The following is a 19,736-nucleotide window of genomic DNA, read 5'->3' as shown; positions in this document are numbered from 1 at the left end:
ATGGCCAATTTCGATGTTCAGCGCTTTATCGACACCCATCGCTGGGCGCCGGTGCAATATGGTTTGCTGGTGGTGTGCCTGCTGCTGCTGTTCACCGATGGCTTTGACATTTTCATGTTCGGCAAGGTCGCCCCGGTCATCGCCCGCCATTACGGCACCACCCCGGCGGGGCTCAGCATGGTGGTTGTGGCCCAGCAGACCGGGCTGGCTCTAGGGGCATTTGTGCTCAGCCCCTTTGCCGACCGGATTGGGCGCAAACGGGTGCTGGAACTATGCGCGCTGGGTTTTGGCCTGCTGACGGTGCTGAGCGCCTATGCGACCTCGATTGCCTCCTTTGCCCTTTTGCGCGGGCTGGCGGGGGCGCTGCTGGCGCCGGTCGTGCCGATCACGCTGGCGCTGCTGTCCGAATTTACTCCGCGTCAGAGGCGAACGACGATCCTTGCCGTGGGACTGGTCGGCTATGGGCTGGGCAATGCGGGCAGCGCCTTTTTCACCGCGCGTCTGCTGCCGCATTATGGCTGGACAGGGCTGTTCTGGTTTTGCGGCGGGGTGGGGCTGGCCTGCGCGGCTTTGCTGCGCTTGTTGCCGGAAAGTCTGCAATTCATGGTGGCGCGCGATCCGGAGGATGCGCGGATTGCGCGCATCATGCGCCGGATCGATCCCGCCTTGCCCCTGTCGGGCGATGAGCATTTCGTCCTGACCGACAAGGCGGATCGCCGTCTGGCGCCGCTCAGTGAATTGTGGCGCGAACGGCGGCAAGCCACGGCCGTATTCTGGGCGGCCTCGTTTGCCAGCATGGGCATGATCGCGCTTTTCGCCTCATGGATGGCCAGCCTGTTTCATCAGATGGGGGGAGTGCCGGTGGAGCGCTTTGCCGCCGTGGCCAGCTTTGGCCTGTTGGGCGGATCGGTCGGCACCTTGCTGGCGGGCGGCTTGCTCGACCGTTTGCGGGCGCAACCGGTGATGATCGGATTTTATCTGACACAGGCTGCGGCTGTTTGGGCGCTGGGTTTGACGCCTTTTGCGTCCGGGGCCTTTCCTGCGGCGCTGTTTGTATGGAGTTTGGCGCAGGGCGGTGGGCAGGCGGCGCTCAATGTCAGCATTTTGCGTTCCTATCCTGTGGGCCTGCGCAGTTCCGGCCTTGGTTGGGCAGGCGGCGCGGGGCGCATAGGCGGCATTGCCGTGCCCCTGCTGGGCAGCATGTTGCTGGCCGGGTCGCTGTCCTTGAGCGTGGCGATGGGGCTGTTGGCGTTGGGCCCCTTGCTGATCGCGCTGCTGCTGATGCTGACCGGGCGCCACCTTGCGCCGGAAGCGGATGGTAAGGCGTGAGCGATTTCAGCATTTCATCACAGCCTCGCGCCCAGAAGGGAGCGCAACCGAAAGCGCGTGTCCACTCCAGCAGTTAAGGTTGGGCGATGACAGCCTCGCCGTCGGTATGAAACTCATACAGCACGCATGGTCCTGCCAACGTCCCGGTTGCCTGCCCTGCTTTTCCGGGGCTAGAAGCATAATCCTATGCCGACCGTCTCTGCCCCCAAGGCTTCGCCCCGCTCCGAACTGGTCGCTCTTCTGCTGGCCAGCGCCGATGGCGATGAGGCAAGCTTTTCGGAGCTCTATCGCCGCACCAGCGCGAAACTATTTGGCGTGGTGCTGCGTATCTGCGGTGACCGGGGCGTGGCGGAGGATGTTTTGGTTGATGTCTATCTGACAATTTGGCACCGCTCGGGTGCTTTCGATGCGGGGCGCGCCAGTCCGATCACCTGGATGGCCACGATTGCGCGCAACCGTGCGATTGACGCCATGCGCCGCCAACCCCGCACGGCCCCGGTGGACATCGATGCGGCCAATGACATCGCCGATGCCGCCCCCCTGGCCGAAGCCGCGCTGATCGAGGCGGAAGGCGAGGCCCGGCTCCACTTGTGCGTTGACCGGTTGGAGGAGCCGCAGGCCGGGGCCATCCGCGCGGCGTTTTTTCACGGGCTGACCTATGCGCAGCTGGCCACCGCGATGGCGGTGCCGCTGGGCACGATGAAAAGCTGGATCCGGCGGAGTCTTGCCCGGCTCAAGGAGTGCCTCCATGCCGAAGATTGACCCTGTTCTGTCCGAGGAGGACGTGGTGCTGGCCGGTGAACTGGCGCTGGGCGTGCTGGAAGGCGAAGATTTGGCCGCCGCGCGGCGCAGGCTGATTGCCGAACCCGCCTTTGCGCGCGAGGTTGATCGGTGGCGCGACCATTTCGCCATGGTGGCGTTGCGCGGGCCCGAAGTGATCCCTTCGGCCGGTGTGGAGGACCGCGTGCAACAGGCTGTATGGGCCCAAACCGGCAGGGCTCCGGCAAGCCTGACGCAGCGGGCGGTGGCGCGCTGGCGGGCGGCTGCGGTCGGCTTTGCCGGGCTGGCGTTCAGCGCGGCGGCTGCGCTGGTGCTGGTGTTGGTGCGCCCGCCTGTGGTTGAAGCCCCGATGGGTGCTCCGGTGCTGGTGGCCGCGCTGGATGCACCTGCGGCCCGCGCCACTTTGCTGGCTCGGATCAAGCCGGGGCGGCTGCAATTGACGGGCGCACTTCCGGTTCCAGAGCAGCGCGATGCGCAGGCATGGGTGATTGACGCATCGGGCACGCCGCGTTCGCTGGGCGTGCTGCGCCGTGCCGGCGATCAAGGGCTGGAAACCGTGCCGCAGCGCGCTTTGGCGCCGGGCCAGACGCTGGCGATCAGTATTGAGCCGCTGGGCGGCGCGCCGGGGCCGCTGCCGACGGGGCCGGTCGTGGCCACGGGCAAAATCCTGACGCTCTGAGCGAAGCGGCGCGGTTTGTTGGCCGCCCGATCGACTGCGAAAAACCTCATCCTGTTGCGGCCTCTTATGTCGCGGCGCTCGCCCGGCGCGGCGGGCCCGGTCGTACCCGGGCCCGCATGGCGCACCCCGATTTCGCGGCGCATCAAATTTTTTCCCGTTCCCTGCATCCAGGTCCCACCCCCGCTGCGTAGCTGAGGCATCGAAAGGCCAGGGCCGCTACCGCAAGGCCCGGCGCCTTTCGAGATGAATGCGACGTTACGACATAAAAACAAATGTTTGCCATTTCATAAGGGACAGGTTCATGAAACTTTTCAAGATCGCATCCACCCTCCTTGCCGCCGGCGCCTTGGGCGTGGGCGCGGCGGCGCTTCAGGCGGCTCCTGCTCCGGTCACTGTTGGCGGCGCGCCGATGTATGCCAACAAGAACATCATCCAGAACGCCGTCAATTCGCAGGACCACACCACGCTGGTCGCGGCCGTCAAGGCGGCCGGGCTGGTCGACACGCTGCAAGGACCGGGGCCTTTCACCGTGTTTGCCCCCACCGATGCCGCCTTTGCCAAGCTGCCCGCCGATACGGTGCCCACCTTGCTCAAGCCTGAAAACAAGAGCCAGCTCACCGCGGTGCTGACCTATCATGTGGTGCCGGGCAAGTTGAACGCGATGGCGCTGCGCCAGAAGGTGAAGGCTGGCCATGGCAAGGCGATGCTCAAGACCGTGCAGGGCGAGGATCTGACCGTCACCGCCATGGGCCCCAAGCTGATGATCACCGACAGCAAGGGCGGAATGGCGAGCGTGACCATTGCCGATGTAAACCAGAGCAATGGCGTGATCCATGTGATCGACGCGGTTCTGTTGCCCTGAATGTGGCGGGGGGGAGGTGCTCGCCCCCTTCCCCCTTCGCGTCGCTGCGGGGCTGCAAACGGGCGAATGAACGCAAGAATTTCAGGGGAGTAAGACAACATGAGGTCGAAGAATTTTCCGCGGGCCGCGATGGCGGCTCTGGCGGGAGTGGCATTGTGCGCCTTGAGCGCGCCTTCCGCCGCCGCCGAAATGCCCGCCGATACGGTGGCATCCGATATGGACGGGAGCGAGCCGCAAACGCCCGGCGATGCGTCGCACAACCTGATGCCGCTGCACAACGGTGGACGCTTGCTGCTGACAGGCGGGGTTTCTACCATTGAGGGCGCGGGTGGTGGTGGTCTGGTGCCTTGGGCATTGATCGGCGGCTACGGCACGCGCGACGAATTCGGCCTGCAATCCTATGTCACGGGCGTGAAGTCGGAGGATTTCGCGCTGGTGGCCTTTGGCGCATCGGTGAACATCAAGAACCGGCTGGAGCTTTCGCTCGGGCGCCAGAACTTTCATCTGCGCGATGTGGGCAAGGCGCTTGGGCTGGGCAATGATTTCATCATCAGCCAGACGATCATCGGCGCCAAGCTCCGGCTGGTCGGTGACGCCGTTCTCGACCAGAACACGCTGTTGCCGCAGATTTCGGTGGGCCTTCAGCACAAGATCAATGACGACAAGGTCGTGGTGGGCGGCGCGCTGGGGCTTAAGCGCTCCAGCACCGATTTCTACATCGCCGCCACCAAGCTGTTCCTCGACAAGAACCTGCTGGTCAACACCACCCTCCGGCTGACCAAGGCCAACCAGTATGGCATTTTGGGTTTTGGCGGCCTTGGCGGCAAGGATCAGGAATATAAGCCCGCCTTTGAAGCCTCCGCCGCCTATCTGCTTACCCGCAAGCTGGCGGTGGGCGCGGAAGTGCGCACCAAATCAAACCGTTTGCAGGGCGCGCTGGGTGGGGATTCCTTCCGCGAAGATGCCGCCTATGACCTGTTCGCCGCCTATGCGCTGGGGCGTAATCTGTCGCTGACGGCGGCCTATGCCGATCTGGGGCATATCGCGCTCAAAAACCAGCACGCCGCCTATCTCTCGCTTCAGGTCGGCTTCTGACACTGCCATTTTTCGGAGAAACACCCAATGTTTTCCATCATTTTAGCCGCCGCCATGATGGCCGCCCAACCCGTCGCCGAACCGCCGGTGTCCGACCCTTCGGTGAAGCCGCAATACCCGACCTTGCCGGTCATCACGGATAACGAGCATCTTTATGAAACGTTCGGCGGAAAGGATGGGCTGACCGCGCTGATGGATGATGCGATGAACCGCTGGTTGGCCAATCCGCGCACGCGTCCCTTCTTTGAACATGCCGATCAGGCGCGGATCAAGGAACTGCTGGTCAAACAGTTCTGCGTCGTGATGCACGGCCCCTGCACCTATGACGGGCGGACCATGGCCGAGGCCCATCGCGGCATGAATATTTCCGAGGGCAGCTTCTATGCCTTGGTCGAAGAGTTGCAGGTGGCGATGAACAAACGGCACATTCCCTTTAACGCCCAGAACCGGTTGATCGCCGGACTGGCCCCGATGCACCGCGATATCATCAACAACAAATGAGAAAGGTGACGCTGTCCGGCTCGGCTTAGCCGGCGCAGCGGCCACCGTGGCGGCGGCTTCCACCCTCATGGCCGCCGCCACATCCGGCCATATTCAATTTCATGCCGCCCGGCGCGATGGCCAATTCACCACACCGCCCGAAAAAAGCGGCGCCCACACCAGCACTGGCTGAAACAGCAGGCGGGGCAGGTGATAGGCCCAGCCCAGCGCCACCCCATCAATGACCACGTGATCGACGGCATGCTTGATGTTGGCCGGATAAACCGCCACCGCATAGGCCGCCAGGCCGACCGCCGCCCATGGCCGCACTGGCGCGATCCACAGCCCGGCCGCGCCCAGCAGTTCAGCCACGCCCGTTGCCACCACCACCTGATGCGGATAGGGTACCCAGCCGGGGACGATCAGTTCAAACCCATGAGGCCGCAGGATATGCATCACCCCTGCAACGGTATAAAGCGCGCTTAACGCCATGCGCAGGCCAAGACGGGTTCGGGAGAAGCTGGCGGTTTGTTTCATGGTCTGCCCTCGCTGATCAATACCTTGCCCGATGGCGTCATGCCGGGGCAAGGAAGATACGGGCAAACGACATGCAAGTATTCAGGCAGGTGTCAAAAACCTGTGATTACGACCCGTCCGTGATCAGCGTCCCGCCATCGACCACCAGATTATGGCCGGTGACAAAGCCGCCCGCCGCGCTGGCCAGAAAGACCGCAGCGCCCGCGACTTCCTCCGGCCTGCCGGGGCGGCGCAGGGGGGTCATCTGCATCCGGCGGGCCATGAAGGCTTCGTTGTCGAGCAAAGGCTTTGACAGTTCGGTGGCGATGAAACCCGGCGAGATGGCATTGGCGCGCATGCCCCTGGGCCCCCATTCAACCGCCAGATTGCGCGCCAATTGCGCCACGCCCGCCTTGGCCAGAGCATAGGCGTTGATCGCCCCGTTGCCGCGCAGTCCGGACAGGCTGGCGATGAAAATCGCATTGCCGCCGCGCGCCGCCAAATAAGGAGCGGCCAAATTGGCCAGCACCACATGCGAGCGCAGATTGATCGCCATCACACGGGCATAATCGTCCATGTCTATGGTGGCGAAAGGTCCCGGTTTGCCGGTGATGCCTGCATTGCACACCAGAATGTCCAGCCCGCCCAGCGCCTGCACGCTGCCTTCGACCAGCGCGCGCAGAGCCCCGTCGTCCGTTACATCGCAGGGGATGCCGGTCTGGCCCAATTCCTGCGCCGAGAGTGCGGTGTCATCGGCATTTTCGCTGGAGATAATGACCTGCGCCCCGGCCTCGATCATCGCCTCGGCAATGGCGCGGCCGATGCCCCGTGTCGATCCGGTGACCAGCGCGCGGCGGCCCGCCAATGAGAACATGCTGCTCATTGATGCTCCGGCTTTTCCTCGGGCAGCGGTTGCCCGTTGTGGAGATAGGCGGGCGCCTCGATCAGGATGAAGGCGATGCGGCAGACCTGATCGCTGGTGTTGCGCCACAGGTGGTTGGTCCCGCGCTGGATGATGATGCCGCCCTGACCGATGGTCTTTTTGCGGCCATCCTCCAGTTCCAGTTCGATTTCGCCCTGCAACACAATGCCATAGTCGATGGAATTGGTGCGATGCATCGGGCTTTCCTTGCCCGGCAGCATGTCGGTGATGCGGATCACGCTGCCCCGCTCCAGCGTGAGGCCAGTGGGCAGATCGCGCCCGTCGCGCTCGTCATTGAGGTCGGCGGGGACGGTCTCGGTCGACCAGATCGTGAGGAACGCGGCATCGCCCGAGGGGATCATGCGGGTGGGGGAAAGGTCTTCGGATTTAAAGATCGCCCGGCCATCGGCATCATGGCCGGTCACCACGCGCTGGACCAAAGGCAGGCCGCTGTCGGAAATGTCGCTCATCATTCTCTCACCAATATCGGCTTTTGGGCGCGGCGCGCCAATTTGCTTGCCATAACGCGGCCCGCTCCAAGGGTAAACCGATGGCCCGGCGCATTTTTACGCCGGGCCATCAGCTCTTGCGCGCCATGGCATGACGGCGCGATTTTCCAGCTTAGAATGCGTAGCTTGCCCTTACGCCATAGGTGCGCGGCGCGCCATAGCTGGTCACAACGACATTGCCGGTCGTCCCTGCGAATTGCGACAGGGTGGGGATGAGGCGATTGCCGATGTTCTGCATATAGGCCGTGATGGACCACTTGCCCTCACGTGGGGCAAAGCGCAGCGAGGCATCCGCCGTGAAGTCTGCGCCCGAATTTTCAAAGGCCAGATATTCAAAGGACGTGACGCGGTTCGAGCGATAGCGGCCATCAACCGTGGCGACCAGATCATAGTCACCGATCGGGAAGGTCTGCTCCACCCCGGCGTTAAAGGCCAGCTTGGGCGAATTGAACCCCGGCTTGCCCGAACAGTCCACCACCCAGACCGGGCTGGTGGCGCCGGTGGTCGATCCGGGGATCGGCGCGGTGCCCGGCGATGTTGCGCAGCCCACCACCGGGGGCAGGGCGTTGTTGGTGCTGTTGCGCTGGGTGTTGTAGATAAAGCTGGTCAGCTTGTTGTCGAGGAGCTGCACCGACCCGCGCAGCAGCGTGTTTTCAGCGGCCTTGAACTGAAGGTCGAGGTCGATGCCCTGAATGCGGGACCTGCCGATATTTTCGGTAAAGAACGAATTGCCGCCGGTGGAATCGAGGCCGAAATGCGCCACCTGCTGGTTGGTGTAATTCCAGCGGAACAGTTCGAGGTTGAGTTGCAGCCGGTTGTCAAACAGGCGGTTCTTCATCCCCAGCGTCCATGCCGTGATGTATTCCGGGTCATAGGTTTCGCGGCCCAGCGCAAAGTTGAAGCCACCCGAGCGGAAGCCGGTTTCATAGCTGGCGTAAAGCAGAGAGCGCGGGGCGACATCAAATTCCACCGCGCCGCGCCATGTGGTGCGGTTGCGGTTCAGCTTCTGGTTGTTGACCACGGGTGTATAGAAAAGCCGGTTGCCCGTGGTGCCAAACGCCACCCCGTTGGCCGGGCCGGGCAGCGTGGGCACGGTGATGATCCGGGACAGATCGGCATAGGTCAGCGCCACGGGAACCGAGGGGCCGCCAAGGCAGGTGGTCGAAGGCTGGGTCGAGCAGGTTTCGATCAGATTCTTGCCGTCGCCTGCAAAGGTCTTGTCGTCATTGGTAAAGCGGATGCCCCCCACCAGCCGCAGGCGATCGCTGGCATGCAGGGTCAGTCGGCCATAGGCGGCGCTGGACTTGTTGTGCGCCTGAAAGATCTGGAACGAGTTGACGGTATATTGGCTGAAGACCTGCGAACCGTTGACATGTTCGTCGAAATAGAACCCGCCGATCTGCCAATCGAGCGGCCCGATCCGCTTGCCCGCAATGCGCGCCTCCAGCGTGAACTGGTCGGAATCCTCATGGGACAGCCCGCCGCGGAAAGCGGGGCCGTTAAACAGGCTGCGCACCCGCGCATTGCGATAGGCGGGCAGGATGGTCAGGTCGCCAAGGCCAGTGCGCCAGGTCAGCTCGCCGCTGAAGCCGTAATAGTCATTGTTGACGAACGGGGTGTTGAGCGGGGCGGGGTTGATGCCGGGGCCGCCGATGAACACGTTCGAGAAGAACGCCGCATTGCTGGGCGAGAGCAGGCCCGAGCGTGGGTCGAGGCCGGTGGGCGTGATCGTGTAATTGGCGGGCGATGTGGCCGTGGCGGCGGTTCCGGGCGTGGCCCTGATGCTGTGGGTAAACGTCGCGCCCGGCCCCTTGCCGCCGATATGCGAATAATCGCCGATGATCCGCACCGTCAGATTGCTGGACAGGTTGGCCAGGAACTGCGCGCGTACTGCTTGTCCCTTTTCATCCGAGGTGCCGTCGCTGTAATAGCCGTCGCGGTCAAGCACCTTGCCGCTGATGCGCAGGGCTGCGTTCTCGCCCAGCGGCGCGTTGATGAAGGCCTCGCCGTCAATGGCATTGTAATTGCCATAGCCCAGCGCCACGCGCCCGGCCCATTTGCCCAAAATCGGCTTGGCCGTCAGCACGTTGATCGCCCCGCCGGTGGCGTTGCGGCCATAAAGCGTGCCCTGCGGTCCCTTCAAAACCTCGATCCGGTCGAGATCGTAAAACGCGCCGATGGTCGATCCGGGGCGGCCATAATAGACGCCGTCCACGTTAAAGGCGATGGCCGGATCGGTGTAGCCATTGTTGGTGAAATTGCCGACGCCGCGGATGAAATAGCTGGTGTTCGCCCCGCCGCCCCGGCTGACATAGAGCGAGGGCACCGCCGCATTGAGCGCCGTGCTGGAGGTTACGCCCGCATTAAGCAGTTTGGCGGAGGAGACCACGTCGAGCGGGACCGCCGCCCTTTGCGAGGATTCCGAGCGGTGTTGCGCCGTCACGACAATTTCTGCCAGTCCGTCCTTGGGGGCGGCGGACTTGGCGGCCGGCGCGCTTTCTTGGGCCATGGCGGACGTGCCAAGCGACAGGGCACAGGCCAGGCCGGTCGATCCCAGAAGTAATGCTTTCATTGTTCCCTCCCAGCATTTTTCGTCGATTATTTTGCATCGTGTTTTCACGTAGACTTCATCGGCAGATGCCATTTTGGGTCAAATCGATAGTACTCGCCCCACCCATCAGTGGTGTGAATGGGTTGACCCGATCATCCACGGCTCCCCAAGCGCATTCGGGCAATCAAGCCGTCGCGCAGGATGAAATGATGGTGAAGCGCGGCCAGGATATGGCCCAACACCAGCGCCACCATGGCCAGCGAGAGCACTTCATGGACGCCATGGGCCAGGATGGCGCGCGGCAGGCTGGCGCCGACGGGCAGAAACGGCAGGTCGAACAGGCCCACCCTGATCGGATGCCGTTTGGGAAAGCTGGATGTGACCAGCCAACCCGACATCGGCAGGGCAAGCATCAAGGTATAAAGCGCGGCATGAACCACCCCGGCCGCCTTGCGCTGCAACGCGCCGCCATAGACCGGTTCGGGCGGGCGATGGGTCAGGCGCCACACCAGCCGCAGCAGGCTGAGCGCCAGAACCAGCAAGCCGATGACCTTGTGCAGGTTCATGATGACCTCTTCAAAGGACAGTTCCAGCCAGGCACACACGAAACCCATGACCAGATTGGCCAGTATCAGTGCCGCGATGCTCCAATGCAGCAGCGCGGCGGTCCTCGTGTAGTGCTGGGCCGACAAAGTCGGCCCAGTTTCCGGCAGGATGGCGCCGGTCATTCCGCCCATTCCGTGATGAAGGGGCCGTAGGTCGGCTTGCCTTGCGTATCTTCGGCGACCACCTTGTTGGTCTGGCGGCCAAGATAGGTGATCTCGCTTTCCAGCACATCGCCGGGGCGCATCCAGCGGTTGTTGTGCATTGCGCCATTGCCCGGAGGCGAGCCGGTCAGCAGGAAATCGCCCGGCATCAGGCGGATACGTTCGGAGGCATAGGACAGGATCTGTTCGGGCTCGAAGATCATGTCGCTGATCGGCCAATCCTGCATGATCTCGCCGTTCAGCTTCATGCGGATCTGGACTTTCGAGCGGTCGACGAACTGCTTGGGCACGATGAAGGGCCCGGCAGGTTTGAAGTTGGGCTGATGCTTGCTGACCCAATCATGGCCCCAGCGCACATCGGCGCGGCGGAATTCATCGACAGTGCCCAGATCGTTGACCATCACATAGCCCGCGATCAGATCGCCCGCATCCTCGGGGCGGATATAACGCCCGGTGCGGGCGACAACGGCGGCAAATTCCAGCTCCCAATCGGGGTGCTCGCCCACCAGCGGCAGCGGAATTTCATCATTCGCGCCGCACAGCGAACTGTGCAGGCCGGTCCAGAAGAAGGGCATGCCTTCGCGGGCGCGGCGGTCGACTTCCTCAAGATTGCGCAGGAAGAAGCTTTCATCGCTCTCGCCGGGCAAGCGCTTGTCCTGATTGAACTTGTTATAGGTCATCATCTCGGCGACATGCTGGCGATAATTCGACCCTGCACACAGCATATTGGGGCGCGAGACCGGGGGCAGGCATTCGACATCGGCAAAGCGCAGGTCGGTCCCGGCATCCTTGGCCGAAATATCGGCCAGCAGATCGAGCGCGCGATCCCAATCCTCGAACAACGCCAGCGTGTCGGCATAATGCGCGGAAAGATCATAGACCCCGCCATCGGCCTGAACCAGACCGGCAAACACCTTGCCATGGGCGCGATAAGTGCCGATGCCAAAGCTGCCCTTGATCAGGCCGGTGGCTACATGGATGCCTTCGGGCTGGGGGGCCGGTTTCGGCTTGAGATCATGCAAAGTAGATTTGGACATCGCGGTCACTCCATAGGTCCATTTCCATTTCCTGAATGGCGTGCAGGCCCGCAGGCGCTGAGGCATTCAGCAAATCGGTGTCTGAGAAGGTTTCGTAACGAAAGCCGTTGGGGTCTTTCCAAACGTCGAAGACATGGCTGCCCAGCGGGTGGCGGCCCACGCCCCAGACCTCGTTGCGCTGGCGCTGGGCCAGCCAACGGTGCGCCATGAACTGCGCTTCGGAATTGGGCACTTCCAGCGACAGGTGGTGCAGCCCTTGCTTGCCGGGCAGGCCGAACATGCCCACGACATGGTGATCGACAAATTCATCGCCGCGGTTCAAGCGGTAGAAGCCGCCGACTTTGACGTTTTCGTTGCCGACATGAATGAGGTCGCTGGGGATCAGGCCCAGAACCTCGCGGTACCAGGCATCGGAGGCCTGCCAGTCCTGGACATAGATGCCCACATGCCCCAGCCGGATCACCGGCGGCGGGCCTAACGGCGACTTTTCCTGAGTGTTGCCGATCCGGGGTTTGTCATAACCCTGATTGAGCAAAAGGGACGGGGGCAGGGCGTCCGGCGTGCGGTCGGCCACGCCATGAACCAGCGAAACCGTAAAGCCATTGGGATCAAGCAGATCCACCGCCACCCCGCCGCCCGGACCGGTGAGGTCGCGAATGGCACTGGCGCCATGCTCGGCCACGGCCTTTTCCAGATCATCCCGGCTGTCGACTTCGAAGGACAGGCCGCGAAACGAAGAGGGCGCGCCATGTTCGAGAACGACAAGGTAGGGATGGCGCCCAAGGCCGCGCAGATAGGTGCGCGCTTCGCCAACATCGGCGATGTGCAGCCCGAAATCCTGGGCGAAAGCCAAGCCGCCCGATAAATCCTCAACAGCAAGATGAATGTGATGAAGACCTTTGATTGCCATATCTGTTCTCCCGATGGGAGACATTTGGCCTCGGCGATCGCATTCGTCTAATCGAAAGGCCAGGCCTTATCCATCGGCGTCATTTATGGGTTTTCCGAAATTATCCGCGCTGCATGCCGCGATCATATTCTTCAACCACTGCATTCCCGCGTCCCGGCTGCGGAGTCGATGCCAGTTCATCACCTGCTGAATGGGCGCGATGGGCACGGGCAGGGTATGGATGCGGATCGGATAAAAGGGCATGACATGTTCAGCCAGTTTGCGATGCATGGTGGCCAGACGGTCCGTTCCCACCACCGATTGGGCCAGCGCGGAAAAACTGGGCACGATCAATTCGATGCGGCGCTGCTCGCGGAACTTTTCAAGCGAGAGTTCCGATAGGGCCTGCCGCCTGTCGCGCCCAAATGATGCCGCCACATGGCCCGCCGCCAGAAATTCCTCGGCCGATATCACCTCCCCATGGCTCGAACCCGCCCATGATATCAGCACATGCTCGTCCTGAAAGAGCGGAACGCTGGGATGCTGGGGCAAGGAGAAGGGTTCGACGGTCAGCATCAGATCGGCTTCGGCCCGCTCAAACCGCTCGGTGGCATCGGTGCTGGGGCGAATGATCTCGAACATCACTTTGGGCGCCTCGCGGGCGGCCTGGGCGATCACTTCGGCCAGCAGGATCGTGTGAATGTAATCCGAGGCTATGATGACGAATTTGCGCGATGACTCCTTGGGGTCGAATTGGCCGGGCTGGGTAATCTCGCTGCGGATCAGTTCCAGTGCCTGTCGCACCGGGGCCGCCAGTTCCTCCGCCTTATACGTCAACCGCATCTGACGCCCTTCGAGCACCAGCAGATCGTCGCCGAAATACTGTCGCAGGCGATTGAGCGCCGAGGTCACGGCGGGCTGGCTGAGATACAGGCGCCGTGAGGCTTCGGTCACGCTCTGCTCGCTGATCAGCGCATCGAGCGCGACGAGCAGGTTGAGGTCAAGTTTATCGAATCGCATCGCGTCATCTAACACATGTCATGGGTTGCTTGCGTCGCCGATGCTCGCCGCATGGCCGATATCCAGCCCCAGGAGGGCCGCGGCATTGCGCCCGAGGATTTTGGCGCGAATGTCGGGGGCAAGGTGGCTGTGGAACTGCACCGGATCGGGTTCGGCCATATCAAAGGGATAATCGGTGCCCATGCACAGCCGGTCGGCGCCATGGCTCTCGATCAAGGCGTCGAGTTGCTTGCGGTCAAACACCAGCGTGTCGAGCCAGACCTGACGCAGATAGTCCGATGGCGGGCGGGGTGTATGGATGCGGCATTCGGGGCGCACGCGCCATGCATGGTCCATCCGCCCCCAATAGCCGGGCAGAAACCCGCCACCATGCGCCACGCAAAGTTTGAGCGCCGGATGGGCGTCCAGCACGCCGGAAAAGATCAGATGGCTCAGCGCGATGCTGGATTCCAGCGGGTTGCCGATGATGTTGTCGAGATAATATTCGCTCAACCGTTGACCATGGGTGAAGCCCAAAGGATGCAGAAACACCAGTACGCCCAGTTCCTCGGCCGCGGCAAAGAACGGGCGCAGGTCTTCATCGGCCAACTCGCGCCCGGCAACGTTGGAGCCGATCTCGATGCCGCGCAGCCCAAGATCGGAGACGCAGCGCCGCATTTCGGCAATGGCCATATCCACATTTTGCAGCGGCACCGTGCCCATGCCCACCAGCCGGTCGGGCTGCTCGGCCGCGGCCTGCGCAATCCGGTCGTTGACGAGCCGGGCGGCCTCGCGTCCCACCTCGGGCGGGGCAAAATAGTAATATTGTCCCGGCGACGGGCTGATTGCCTGCACATCAACCCCAAGGCGGTCCATGTCCAGCAGGCGCTCGTTGATGCCGTTCAGCTTGGCGCCGATTTCGGCAAACAATTTGGCATTGGTTGCCCGCGACGCCGCCGAAACAAAGGTCAGCGGATCGGGCGCATCGGGCACCTCTTGGCGGATATACTGATCCGCCGCGCCCACATTGAGGTGGCAGTGCAGGTCGATAACCAGCTCTGCGCCCCGTTGGGCAGCCCGTTGGCCAAGCCTGCTGTGTCCACAGTGTGCAAGGTGATCCTCCGCCATGTCCGCCGTCTCCGTTTTTCTAACGTTGTGCCCGATCCCGCGTTGCGTGACCAGAGTGTTGCGGGGCGTTTTAACGACGTGTCGGTTGATCGAGGCATTGATTAAGCCAGACCCATCCATAGGCGATGCTGATGGGTTGGCGGGGAGCGGTGGCGGCGCTGGAGCGCAAGGCTCCAGCGCCGCGTGGCATCACAAGGTTGCCTTGAGGCCGATGTAGAACGAGCGGCGGATCACGTCATAGATGCCCATGTTGGTCATCCCCGATGTGCCCTGCACCGCCGGAGGATTGCGGTCGCCCACGTTGGTGATGCCCCCGCGCAGTTCGAACCGGTCGTTCACCTTCAGCCTGCCGATGATGTCGAAATAATCATAGGCGGGCGTGCCGGGCACGGTCGTGGCCGGGTTGGTGATGGCCGAGGAATCCTTGAACGAGGAGATATGCCGCCAGCGCAGACCGAGGCTGACCTTGCCGCGATTGGCCATGAACGTGCCGGAATATTTCCATTTGGCATAGGACTGGCCGGTGCTGCTTGGCCCCACGATGGTTCCGGCGGCCTCCTGGAACGGGCTGTTGGGCGAGGCCTGGATCTTGAACGTGTCGAGATAGTTCAGCGTGAAATTGACGTCGAACGAACCTTGACCCATCTTGAGCGCTTCGAACGGGATCGACCAGTCAAAGGCGACGTCGATGCCCGCCGTCTTGATCGCGCCGATATTCAGCAGCGCCTGATAGGAATTGGCGATCTGGCCTGTCGATGTATTGCGCAGCACGTTCTGGCAATACAGGTTGTTGGCATCATAGGTCGGGTTCGACCCGTCGGAGTTGAAACATTTGGCAATGGAGGTGGGCACGTCGATCGACGCGATCGCCTGATTGATGTTCATCTGGTAATAGTCGACCGACAGGTTCATCCGGCGAAAGGCCGCCCCGGCAAAGGTGGGCTGGAACACGCCGCCAAAAGTATAGGAATCGGCCTTTTCCGGGCGCAGGTTGATATTGCCCTGGGTGGTGGCCGGAATGGCCGCCGCGCCGTTGAAACTGTCGATCAGCGTGGTCGGCACGCCCAAGGCGATGCAGAGCGAGCGCACCGCCGCCGCATTGGCCCCGGTGCGATAGCTGCTGGTGGCCGAGCACGGATCGCCCAGCGTGCCCAGATTGGCGACGCCCGCCGAGGCAGGCAGGAACAGTTCGCCGATATTGGGCGCACGCACCGCCTTTTGATAGCCGCCGCGCAGCAACAGCGGATCGGCAATGCGCCAGTCCGCGCTCAGCTTGTAGGTGCTGACCCCGCCAAACAGGTTGTAATGCGAATAGCGATAGCCTCCGGTCAGGTTCAGCGCCTTGATCAGCGGCAGGTCGGCAAGCACCGGCACGAGCACTTCGATGGCGGCCTCGGAAACCTTGGTGTTGCCGCGAATGGCGGGAATGCCGTTGACGGCGGCAATGTCGCCGATCTGGAGCAGGGGGTCGGGGGTGGAGGTAAAGGTATTGCTGCGGTAATTGCCGCTCAGCGCCACCTTGACCTCGCCTGCGGGCAGCTTGAACAGGGTGCCCGTCAGGTTGGCGGCCAATTCATCCTGGCCGATGGAGGTCGTGCTTAGCGTCTGGCGCTGGATGAAGGAGAGGCAGGAGGCCGAGATCGGCGCGTTGGAAAAAAGGTTCAGGCCCCCGGTGCATTGACTGGCGCCGCCATCGGCGGCGTTCACCAACTGGCGGATGGCCGAGAGCGAATAGGAGCCGTCATAGGAGGTGTCGGTAAAGCTGGTCCGCCCGTGCGATCCATAGACTTCAAAGTTCCAGTCGATGCCCGGAATGACCCCTTCGGCCCCGGCCACGATCTGATAGGTGTCGGACACGTCGCGGTAATGGCGCACCCCGCCATCGACGATGCGCTTGGTGATTTCAAAACTGGCGTTGGGATTGGCGCGGCTTTGCAGCAGGGTGCGCAGATCGGCGGGGATGAAGGGGTTGCTGACCGGGATTGTGAAAGAACTGGAACCGGCCGAGGCCAATTGCGGGTGGCTGCCCTGCGCGACCGAAATGCTGCGGGCAAACTGGCCCTGAACGAACAGTTTGAGTGAGGGGCTGACTTCATATTCGGCGCGGCCCAGAAAGGCAAAGCGCGTCAGGGGAAGCTGCAGCGTGTTGGTGCACAGCCCGTCATAGCGCACCAGCGTGCCCGACTGATACATGCAGGGGGCATTGTCGGCGCGGTAATTATAGGCGTTGGCCGTGTTGTTTACAAACAGCGTGCCGTCGCCGTTGACGCCTTGCTGGACCGTGCGCGCAACCGTGCCCGCCGGAATGCCGTAATTGGCATAGACCGCGTTGACGGCCGCCTGCGAGGGCAGGTTGTTGCCCGAGACGACATAGGCTGCGTTGGGCAAGGTGGCATTATACGAACCCGAGGGGGTCGAGAAAGGGCGCTGGCGATAGGTCAGGCCGCCGCGATCCGAATATTCGCCCGCCACCATGATCGACCCCTTGCCATCGGCAAACTTGGTGCCGGCGATGGCGGAAATCTGCTTGGAGGCCGCATCGCCCCTTTCGCTGACGCCTGACTGGGCATCAATGCGCAGCCCGTCAAAGCGATGATAGAGCTTGAAATTGACCACGCCCGCAATCGCGTCCGAACCATAGGTGGCCGATGCGCCGCCGGTGATCACCTCGGTGCCCGAAATGGCCGAGGTGGGCAGCGAGTTGATGTCGATCACGTTCGAGGCATTGCCTGGCTGCATCCGCCGTCCGTCCAGCAGGACCAGCGTGCGCACCGCCGTCAACCCCCGCAGGTTGAGCGTGGATTGCCCGATGCCTGCCCCGCCCGAACTGGAATTGGTAAAGCCGCCGGTGCCCGGCTGGAACTGGGGCATTTGCAGCAGGGCGGCGTCGATCGTGGCCGTGCCGGTGTTCTCGATCATCTGACGGCTGGTGGTCACGATCGGGCTTTGCGCCACATAGTCGCGGCGGGCGATGCGCGATCCGGTCACGACAATCGCCTCGGCGGCGCCCGCCTGCGGGGCATCGCCCGCCTGTGCGGATGCGGCCTGAGGCATCAGCATCAAACCAATGCAAAGCGGACTGGCCGACGCCAGAATGAACCCTCTCATGCAAACCTCCATCATTTTTGTTGTTTGTTTTGGGCCGGATCAGATTGCGCGCAAACAAGCGCAGCCAGCAGGGTCGCAACAGCGATGACCCGATAGGTGATTTCGTATAGTGGAATTATTCATTGACGTGAATTTGAAACGGGCGCCCGAGCCATTCTGATCCGGCATCAATTGATACCGGATAGAAATGGCCGGATCGCGCGCCTGTCCCTTTCGTCAAGGATCAGCGCGGGCGGCACTCATATTTGCTGCCATTCGCGCCCTCGCCCGGTTGGCCGGTGAAAAAGGGCCAGGTGCCATAGCGACACATCGGTTTCGAGGCGGTCACGCGCTCGGGTTGGGCCGGGTCATGCAGCGTCAGTATCAGCGCCGCGCCCGGTTTGCGCCCGCGCTCCACCCAATCCTCAAGAACATCCAGCAAGTCGATCCGCCCCGGAATGCCATAAGCGGGCGCTCCTGGTGTGCCCGGATCAATGCCCCCCGATGTATGCGGCAGGCCCGTGGCAACATAGGCGGCAAAAAACGCATCGGTGGTCTTTTGCCCCATCAGGCGCGCCACGGCGTCGCGATATTGCAGCGAATTGAACGGTCCCTGACCCGAATCGGCCAGATCCTCGCGCAGGATCAGCTTGCCGCCCCGCGCGTGAAAGGCGCGCAGGTCCGGGTTCGTGGCGTCCATGATCCGCGAGACTTCCAGCACCCGCTTTTGGAACTGGCGCGGATCATAGGTCAACGTGTTGAAGCCTGCGTCGAGGGCAATGAAATGGCGCACATAGACGCTGCCCAACTGATAGAGGCGGCTGACCGAGGGATCATCGGGATTGGCGGCGGTGGGCTTTGTTGTGCCAGCCTCCCATTTCGACCATGCGCCGGGCAGGTCCTCGCTGCCGGGCAGATAACCGGCATAATGCGTCACGCCATTGGCCAGCGGGAAGGGGAAATCATAGCCGCGATGGGCCGCGCGTAAAACGGCCAACTGGGCATCGGAAAAGCAGGCGGGGCCTTCGTCGCGGCCCGTTGGGCAGCGATGGCTGGCCAGCGCCTTGGCGGCCGGGGCAAGACAGGCCGTGGGCGCGCTGATAACCTTGTCGGCAATCCCGTCGGCGCTGTCGCATGTGTCGCGCACGATCTGCGCCAACAGGCCCGTCTTGGCCCCCAGCCAGCCATCGGGCACCGCCTGCAATTGCCCGCCGATATGGTTGCTGAACGTCTGCAATCCGGTCCAGTTCATCACCGGGTCGATGGCGATGATCCCGTCATAATCGCCGGGATAGCGCTGGGCCATGGTCATGGCCTCGCGCCCGCCCTCTGATCCGCCCAGGTAATAGCTGCGCGAGGGTTTGCGGCCATAGAACATGAAGCCCAGCGCGACAGCGGCATCATGCGTCTTTTTATACGCCGCATAGCCGAAATTGCGCAGCGCCTCGTCATTGGCGGCAAAGGCATATTGGCGGGCCGAGGCGGCGCGCGGATCATCACCGGCCGAACCCGCCGAGGCCCCGCTGCCGCGTTGGTCGCCCCCGCCCGAGATGGTGATCTGGTGGCCGGAATCGGTGCCCGCCGTCATGTAGCCGCGATTGAGCGGCAATTGCGCATGGATCGGGGCATTGCGGCTGGGCTGGACCCCGGTCTGGAGAAATCCGTTATAGCCGCTGCCACCAAATTGCAGCTTCTTGCCGTTCCATGGAAAGGGCAGATTGACCTGCGAATGGATCGGCGGCGCTTTGGGATCAAGCGGCAGGATATCGATCCGCACTTCGCAATAATCCGGGGTCTGGAATGTCGCGCTGCCGTCCAGACCTTGCAGCTTGATCTCGCCCGCCCGGTGGTATTGCGCGCTCACCACCTTTGCCCCGGCGGAGGGTTCGCCCAGCCGGGCGGCGGGTATCGAGACGGGCGCCAGATCGAGGCAGCGCCGGGCCGGGTCGGCGGCGAGCGAATAGGGCGCGGCCATGGCCGGGGTGGAAAGGCCAAAGCACAGGGCACCGAGCGGAATCGCCCAAAGCCTGATGTTTGGAGCCTGGGGCATTGCGGCGTCTCCCTTTTTTATGTTTCCACCTTTTGCCGGACCGGCGGCGGGGCACG

Annotated in this window: 17 protein-coding genes; 6 read left to right on the top strand and 11 right to left on the bottom strand. The window is 62.8% G+C overall.

Annotated features, from left to right (window positions below; all coding sequences use genetic code 11):
* The 6 genes from PQ467_RS21520 to PQ467_RS21495 all read left to right on the top strand — a co-directional run bounded on the left by PQ467_RS21520 (position 1) and on the right by PQ467_RS21495 (position 5,246).
* Entirely contained in the window at positions 1 to 1,329 is a 1,329-nt protein-coding gene (locus tag PQ467_RS21520) for an MFS transporter (protein WP_274176519.1), read from the top strand.
* A 186-nt stretch (positions 1,330 to 1,515) separates the two neighbouring features.
* On the top strand, positions 1,516 to 2,091 hold the full coding sequence (locus PQ467_RS21515; RefSeq protein ID WP_274176518.1) for a sigma-70 family RNA polymerase sigma factor: 576 nt from the start codon (positions 1,516 to 1,518) through the stop codon (positions 2,089 to 2,091).
* A complete protein-coding gene (locus tag PQ467_RS21510) occupies positions 2,078 to 2,788 on the top strand; it encodes an anti-sigma factor (RefSeq protein ID WP_274176517.1) in 711 nt (236 codons plus the stop codon). Before PQ467_RS21515 ends, PQ467_RS21510 begins: the two co-directional genes overlap by 14 nt.
* 301 nt (positions 2,789 to 3,089) lie before the next feature.
* Positions 3,090 to 3,650 (top strand): fasciclin domain-containing protein, encoded by a 561-nt coding sequence (locus PQ467_RS21505; protein WP_274176516.1) that lies wholly within the window; start codon positions 3,090 to 3,092, stop codon positions 3,648 to 3,650.
* Between the two features lie 99 nt (positions 3,651 to 3,749).
* The gene (locus PQ467_RS21500; protein WP_274176515.1) at positions 3,750 to 4,745 is read left to right on the top strand and encodes a DUF3034 family protein; all 996 of its coding nucleotides are present in this window, start codon (positions 3,750 to 3,752) and stop codon (positions 4,743 to 4,745) included.
* Between the two features lie 27 nt (positions 4,746 to 4,772).
* On the top strand, positions 4,773 to 5,246 hold the full coding sequence (locus PQ467_RS21495) for a group I truncated hemoglobin (protein WP_274176514.1): 474 nt from the start codon (positions 4,773 to 4,775) through the stop codon (positions 5,244 to 5,246).
* 99 nt (positions 5,247 to 5,345) lie between these two features.
* Here the strand turns inward: PQ467_RS21495 and PQ467_RS21490 are convergent, their stop codons facing one another.
* The 11 genes from PQ467_RS21490 to PQ467_RS21440 form a co-directional block, all read right to left on the bottom strand.
* Positions 5,346 to 5,762, bottom strand: a complete 417-nt coding sequence (locus PQ467_RS21490; RefSeq protein WP_274176513.1) for a DoxX family protein — start codon at positions 5,760 to 5,762, stop codon at positions 5,346 to 5,348.
* 106 nt (positions 5,763 to 5,868) lie between these two features.
* Positions 5,869 to 6,624 (bottom strand): SDR family NAD(P)-dependent oxidoreductase, encoded by a 756-nt coding sequence (locus tag PQ467_RS21485; protein ID WP_274176512.1) that lies wholly within the window; start codon positions 6,622 to 6,624, stop codon positions 5,869 to 5,871.
* A complete protein-coding gene (locus PQ467_RS21480) occupies positions 6,621 to 7,136 on the bottom strand; it encodes a cupin domain-containing protein (protein WP_274176511.1) in 516 nt (171 codons plus the stop codon). The genes PQ467_RS21485 and PQ467_RS21480 overlap by 4 nt, the downstream gene beginning before the upstream one ends.
* 148 nt (positions 7,137 to 7,284) lie before the next feature.
* A complete protein-coding gene (locus tag PQ467_RS21475) occupies positions 7,285 to 9,744 on the bottom strand; it encodes a TonB-dependent receptor (protein ID WP_274176510.1) in 2,460 nt (819 codons plus the stop codon).
* A gap of 131 nt (positions 9,745 to 9,875) precedes the next feature.
* Positions 9,876 to 10,451, bottom strand: coding sequence for a cytochrome b (locus PQ467_RS21470; protein WP_274176509.1), 576 nt, complete (start codon positions 10,449 to 10,451; stop codon positions 9,876 to 9,878).
* Positions 10,448 to 11,527: a fumarylacetoacetate hydrolase family protein gene (locus tag PQ467_RS21465; RefSeq protein WP_274176508.1), complete on the bottom strand. Its 1,080-nt coding sequence runs from the start codon at positions 11,525 to 11,527 to the stop codon at positions 10,448 to 10,450. Before PQ467_RS21465 ends, PQ467_RS21470 begins: the two co-directional genes overlap by 4 nt.
* Complete coding sequence (locus PQ467_RS21460; RefSeq protein WP_274176507.1) at positions 11,505 to 12,437, bottom strand: VOC family protein; 933 nt, start codon at positions 12,435 to 12,437, stop codon at positions 11,505 to 11,507. Before PQ467_RS21460 ends, PQ467_RS21465 begins: the two co-directional genes overlap by 23 nt.
* A gap of 66 nt (positions 12,438 to 12,503) precedes the next feature.
* Entirely contained in the window at positions 12,504 to 13,436 is a 933-nt protein-coding gene (locus PQ467_RS21455) for a LysR family transcriptional regulator (RefSeq protein ID WP_274176506.1), read from the bottom strand.
* 18 nt (positions 13,437 to 13,454) lie between these two features.
* Positions 13,455 to 14,543 carry an amidohydrolase family protein gene (locus PQ467_RS21450; protein ID WP_274176505.1) on the bottom strand — a complete coding sequence of 363 codons (1,089 nt, stop codon included), beginning with the start codon at positions 14,541 to 14,543 and terminating at the stop codon, positions 13,455 to 13,457.
* 189 nt (positions 14,544 to 14,732) lie between these two features.
* Entirely contained in the window at positions 14,733 to 17,651 is a 2,919-nt protein-coding gene (locus PQ467_RS21445; protein WP_274176504.1) for a TonB-dependent receptor plug domain-containing protein, read from the bottom strand.
* Between the two features lie 223 nt (positions 17,652 to 17,874).
* Positions 17,875 to 19,680 (bottom strand): tannase/feruloyl esterase family alpha/beta hydrolase, encoded by a 1,806-nt coding sequence (locus PQ467_RS21440; RefSeq protein ID WP_274176503.1) that lies wholly within the window; start codon positions 19,678 to 19,680, stop codon positions 17,875 to 17,877.
* Positions 19,681 to 19,736: the final 56 nt, after the last annotated feature.

Origin of the sequence: Novosphingobium sp. KACC 22771 (assembly GCF_028736195.1) — a bacterium.
Taxonomy (GTDB): Bacteria; Pseudomonadota; Alphaproteobacteria; order Sphingomonadales; family Sphingomonadaceae; genus Novosphingobium.
The sequence above is the reverse complement of the archived record's forward strand: the minus strand, read 5'-3'. Positions and strand labels throughout refer to the sequence as shown.

Excerpts from the sequence above, each read along its gene's own strand:
- PQ467_RS21495 (WP_274176514.1), top strand. The coding sequence starts at position 4,773 with ATGTTTTCCATCATTTTAGCCGCCGCCATGATGGCCGCCCAACCCGTC.
- PQ467_RS21510 (WP_274176517.1), top strand. The coding sequence starts at position 2,078 with ATGCCGAAGATTGACCCTGTTCTGTCCGAGGAGGACGTGGTGCTGGCC.
- PQ467_RS21470 (WP_274176509.1), bottom strand. The coding sequence starts at position 10,451 with ATGACCGGCGCCATCCTGCCGGAAACTGGGCCGACTTTGTCGGCCCAG.
- PQ467_RS21460 (WP_274176507.1), bottom strand. The coding sequence starts at position 12,437 with ATGGCAATCAAAGGTCTTCATCACATTCATCTTGCTGTTGAGGATTTA.
- PQ467_RS21500 (WP_274176515.1), top strand. The coding sequence starts at position 3,750 with ATGAGGTCGAAGAATTTTCCGCGGGCCGCGATGGCGGCTCTGGCGGGA.
- PQ467_RS21475 (WP_274176510.1), bottom strand. The coding sequence starts at position 9,744 with ATGAAAGCATTACTTCTGGGATCGACCGGCCTGGCCTGTGCCCTGTCG.
- PQ467_RS21485 (WP_274176512.1), bottom strand. The coding sequence starts at position 6,624 with ATGAGCAGCATGTTCTCATTGGCGGGCCGCCGCGCGCTGGTCACCGGA.
- PQ467_RS21520 (WP_274176519.1), top strand. The coding sequence starts at position 1 with ATGGCCAATTTCGATGTTCAGCGCTTTATCGACACCCATCGCTGGGCG.
- PQ467_RS21445 (WP_274176504.1), bottom strand. The coding sequence starts at position 17,651 with ATGAGAGGGTTCATTCTGGCGTCGGCCAGTCCGCTTTGCATTGGTTTG.
- PQ467_RS21505 (WP_274176516.1), top strand. The coding sequence starts at position 3,090 with ATGAAACTTTTCAAGATCGCATCCACCCTCCTTGCCGCCGGCGCCTTG.
- PQ467_RS21515 (WP_274176518.1), top strand. The coding sequence starts at position 1,516 with ATGCCGACCGTCTCTGCCCCCAAGGCTTCGCCCCGCTCCGAACTGGTC.
- PQ467_RS21450 (WP_274176505.1), bottom strand. The coding sequence starts at position 14,543 with ATGGCGGAGGATCACCTTGCACACTGTGGACACAGCAGGCTTGGCCAA.
- PQ467_RS21480 (WP_274176511.1), bottom strand. The coding sequence starts at position 7,136 with ATGATGAGCGACATTTCCGACAGCGGCCTGCCTTTGGTCCAGCGCGTG.
- PQ467_RS21465 (WP_274176508.1), bottom strand. The coding sequence starts at position 11,527 with ATGTCCAAATCTACTTTGCATGATCTCAAGCCGAAACCGGCCCCCCAG.
- PQ467_RS21440 (WP_274176503.1), bottom strand. The coding sequence starts at position 19,680 with ATGCCCCAGGCTCCAAACATCAGGCTTTGGGCGATTCCGCTCGGTGCC.
- PQ467_RS21455 (WP_274176506.1), bottom strand. The coding sequence starts at position 13,436 with ATGCGATTCGATAAACTTGACCTCAACCTGCTCGTCGCGCTCGATGCG.
- PQ467_RS21490 (WP_274176513.1), bottom strand. The coding sequence starts at position 5,762 with ATGAAACAAACCGCCAGCTTCTCCCGAACCCGTCTTGGCCTGCGCATG.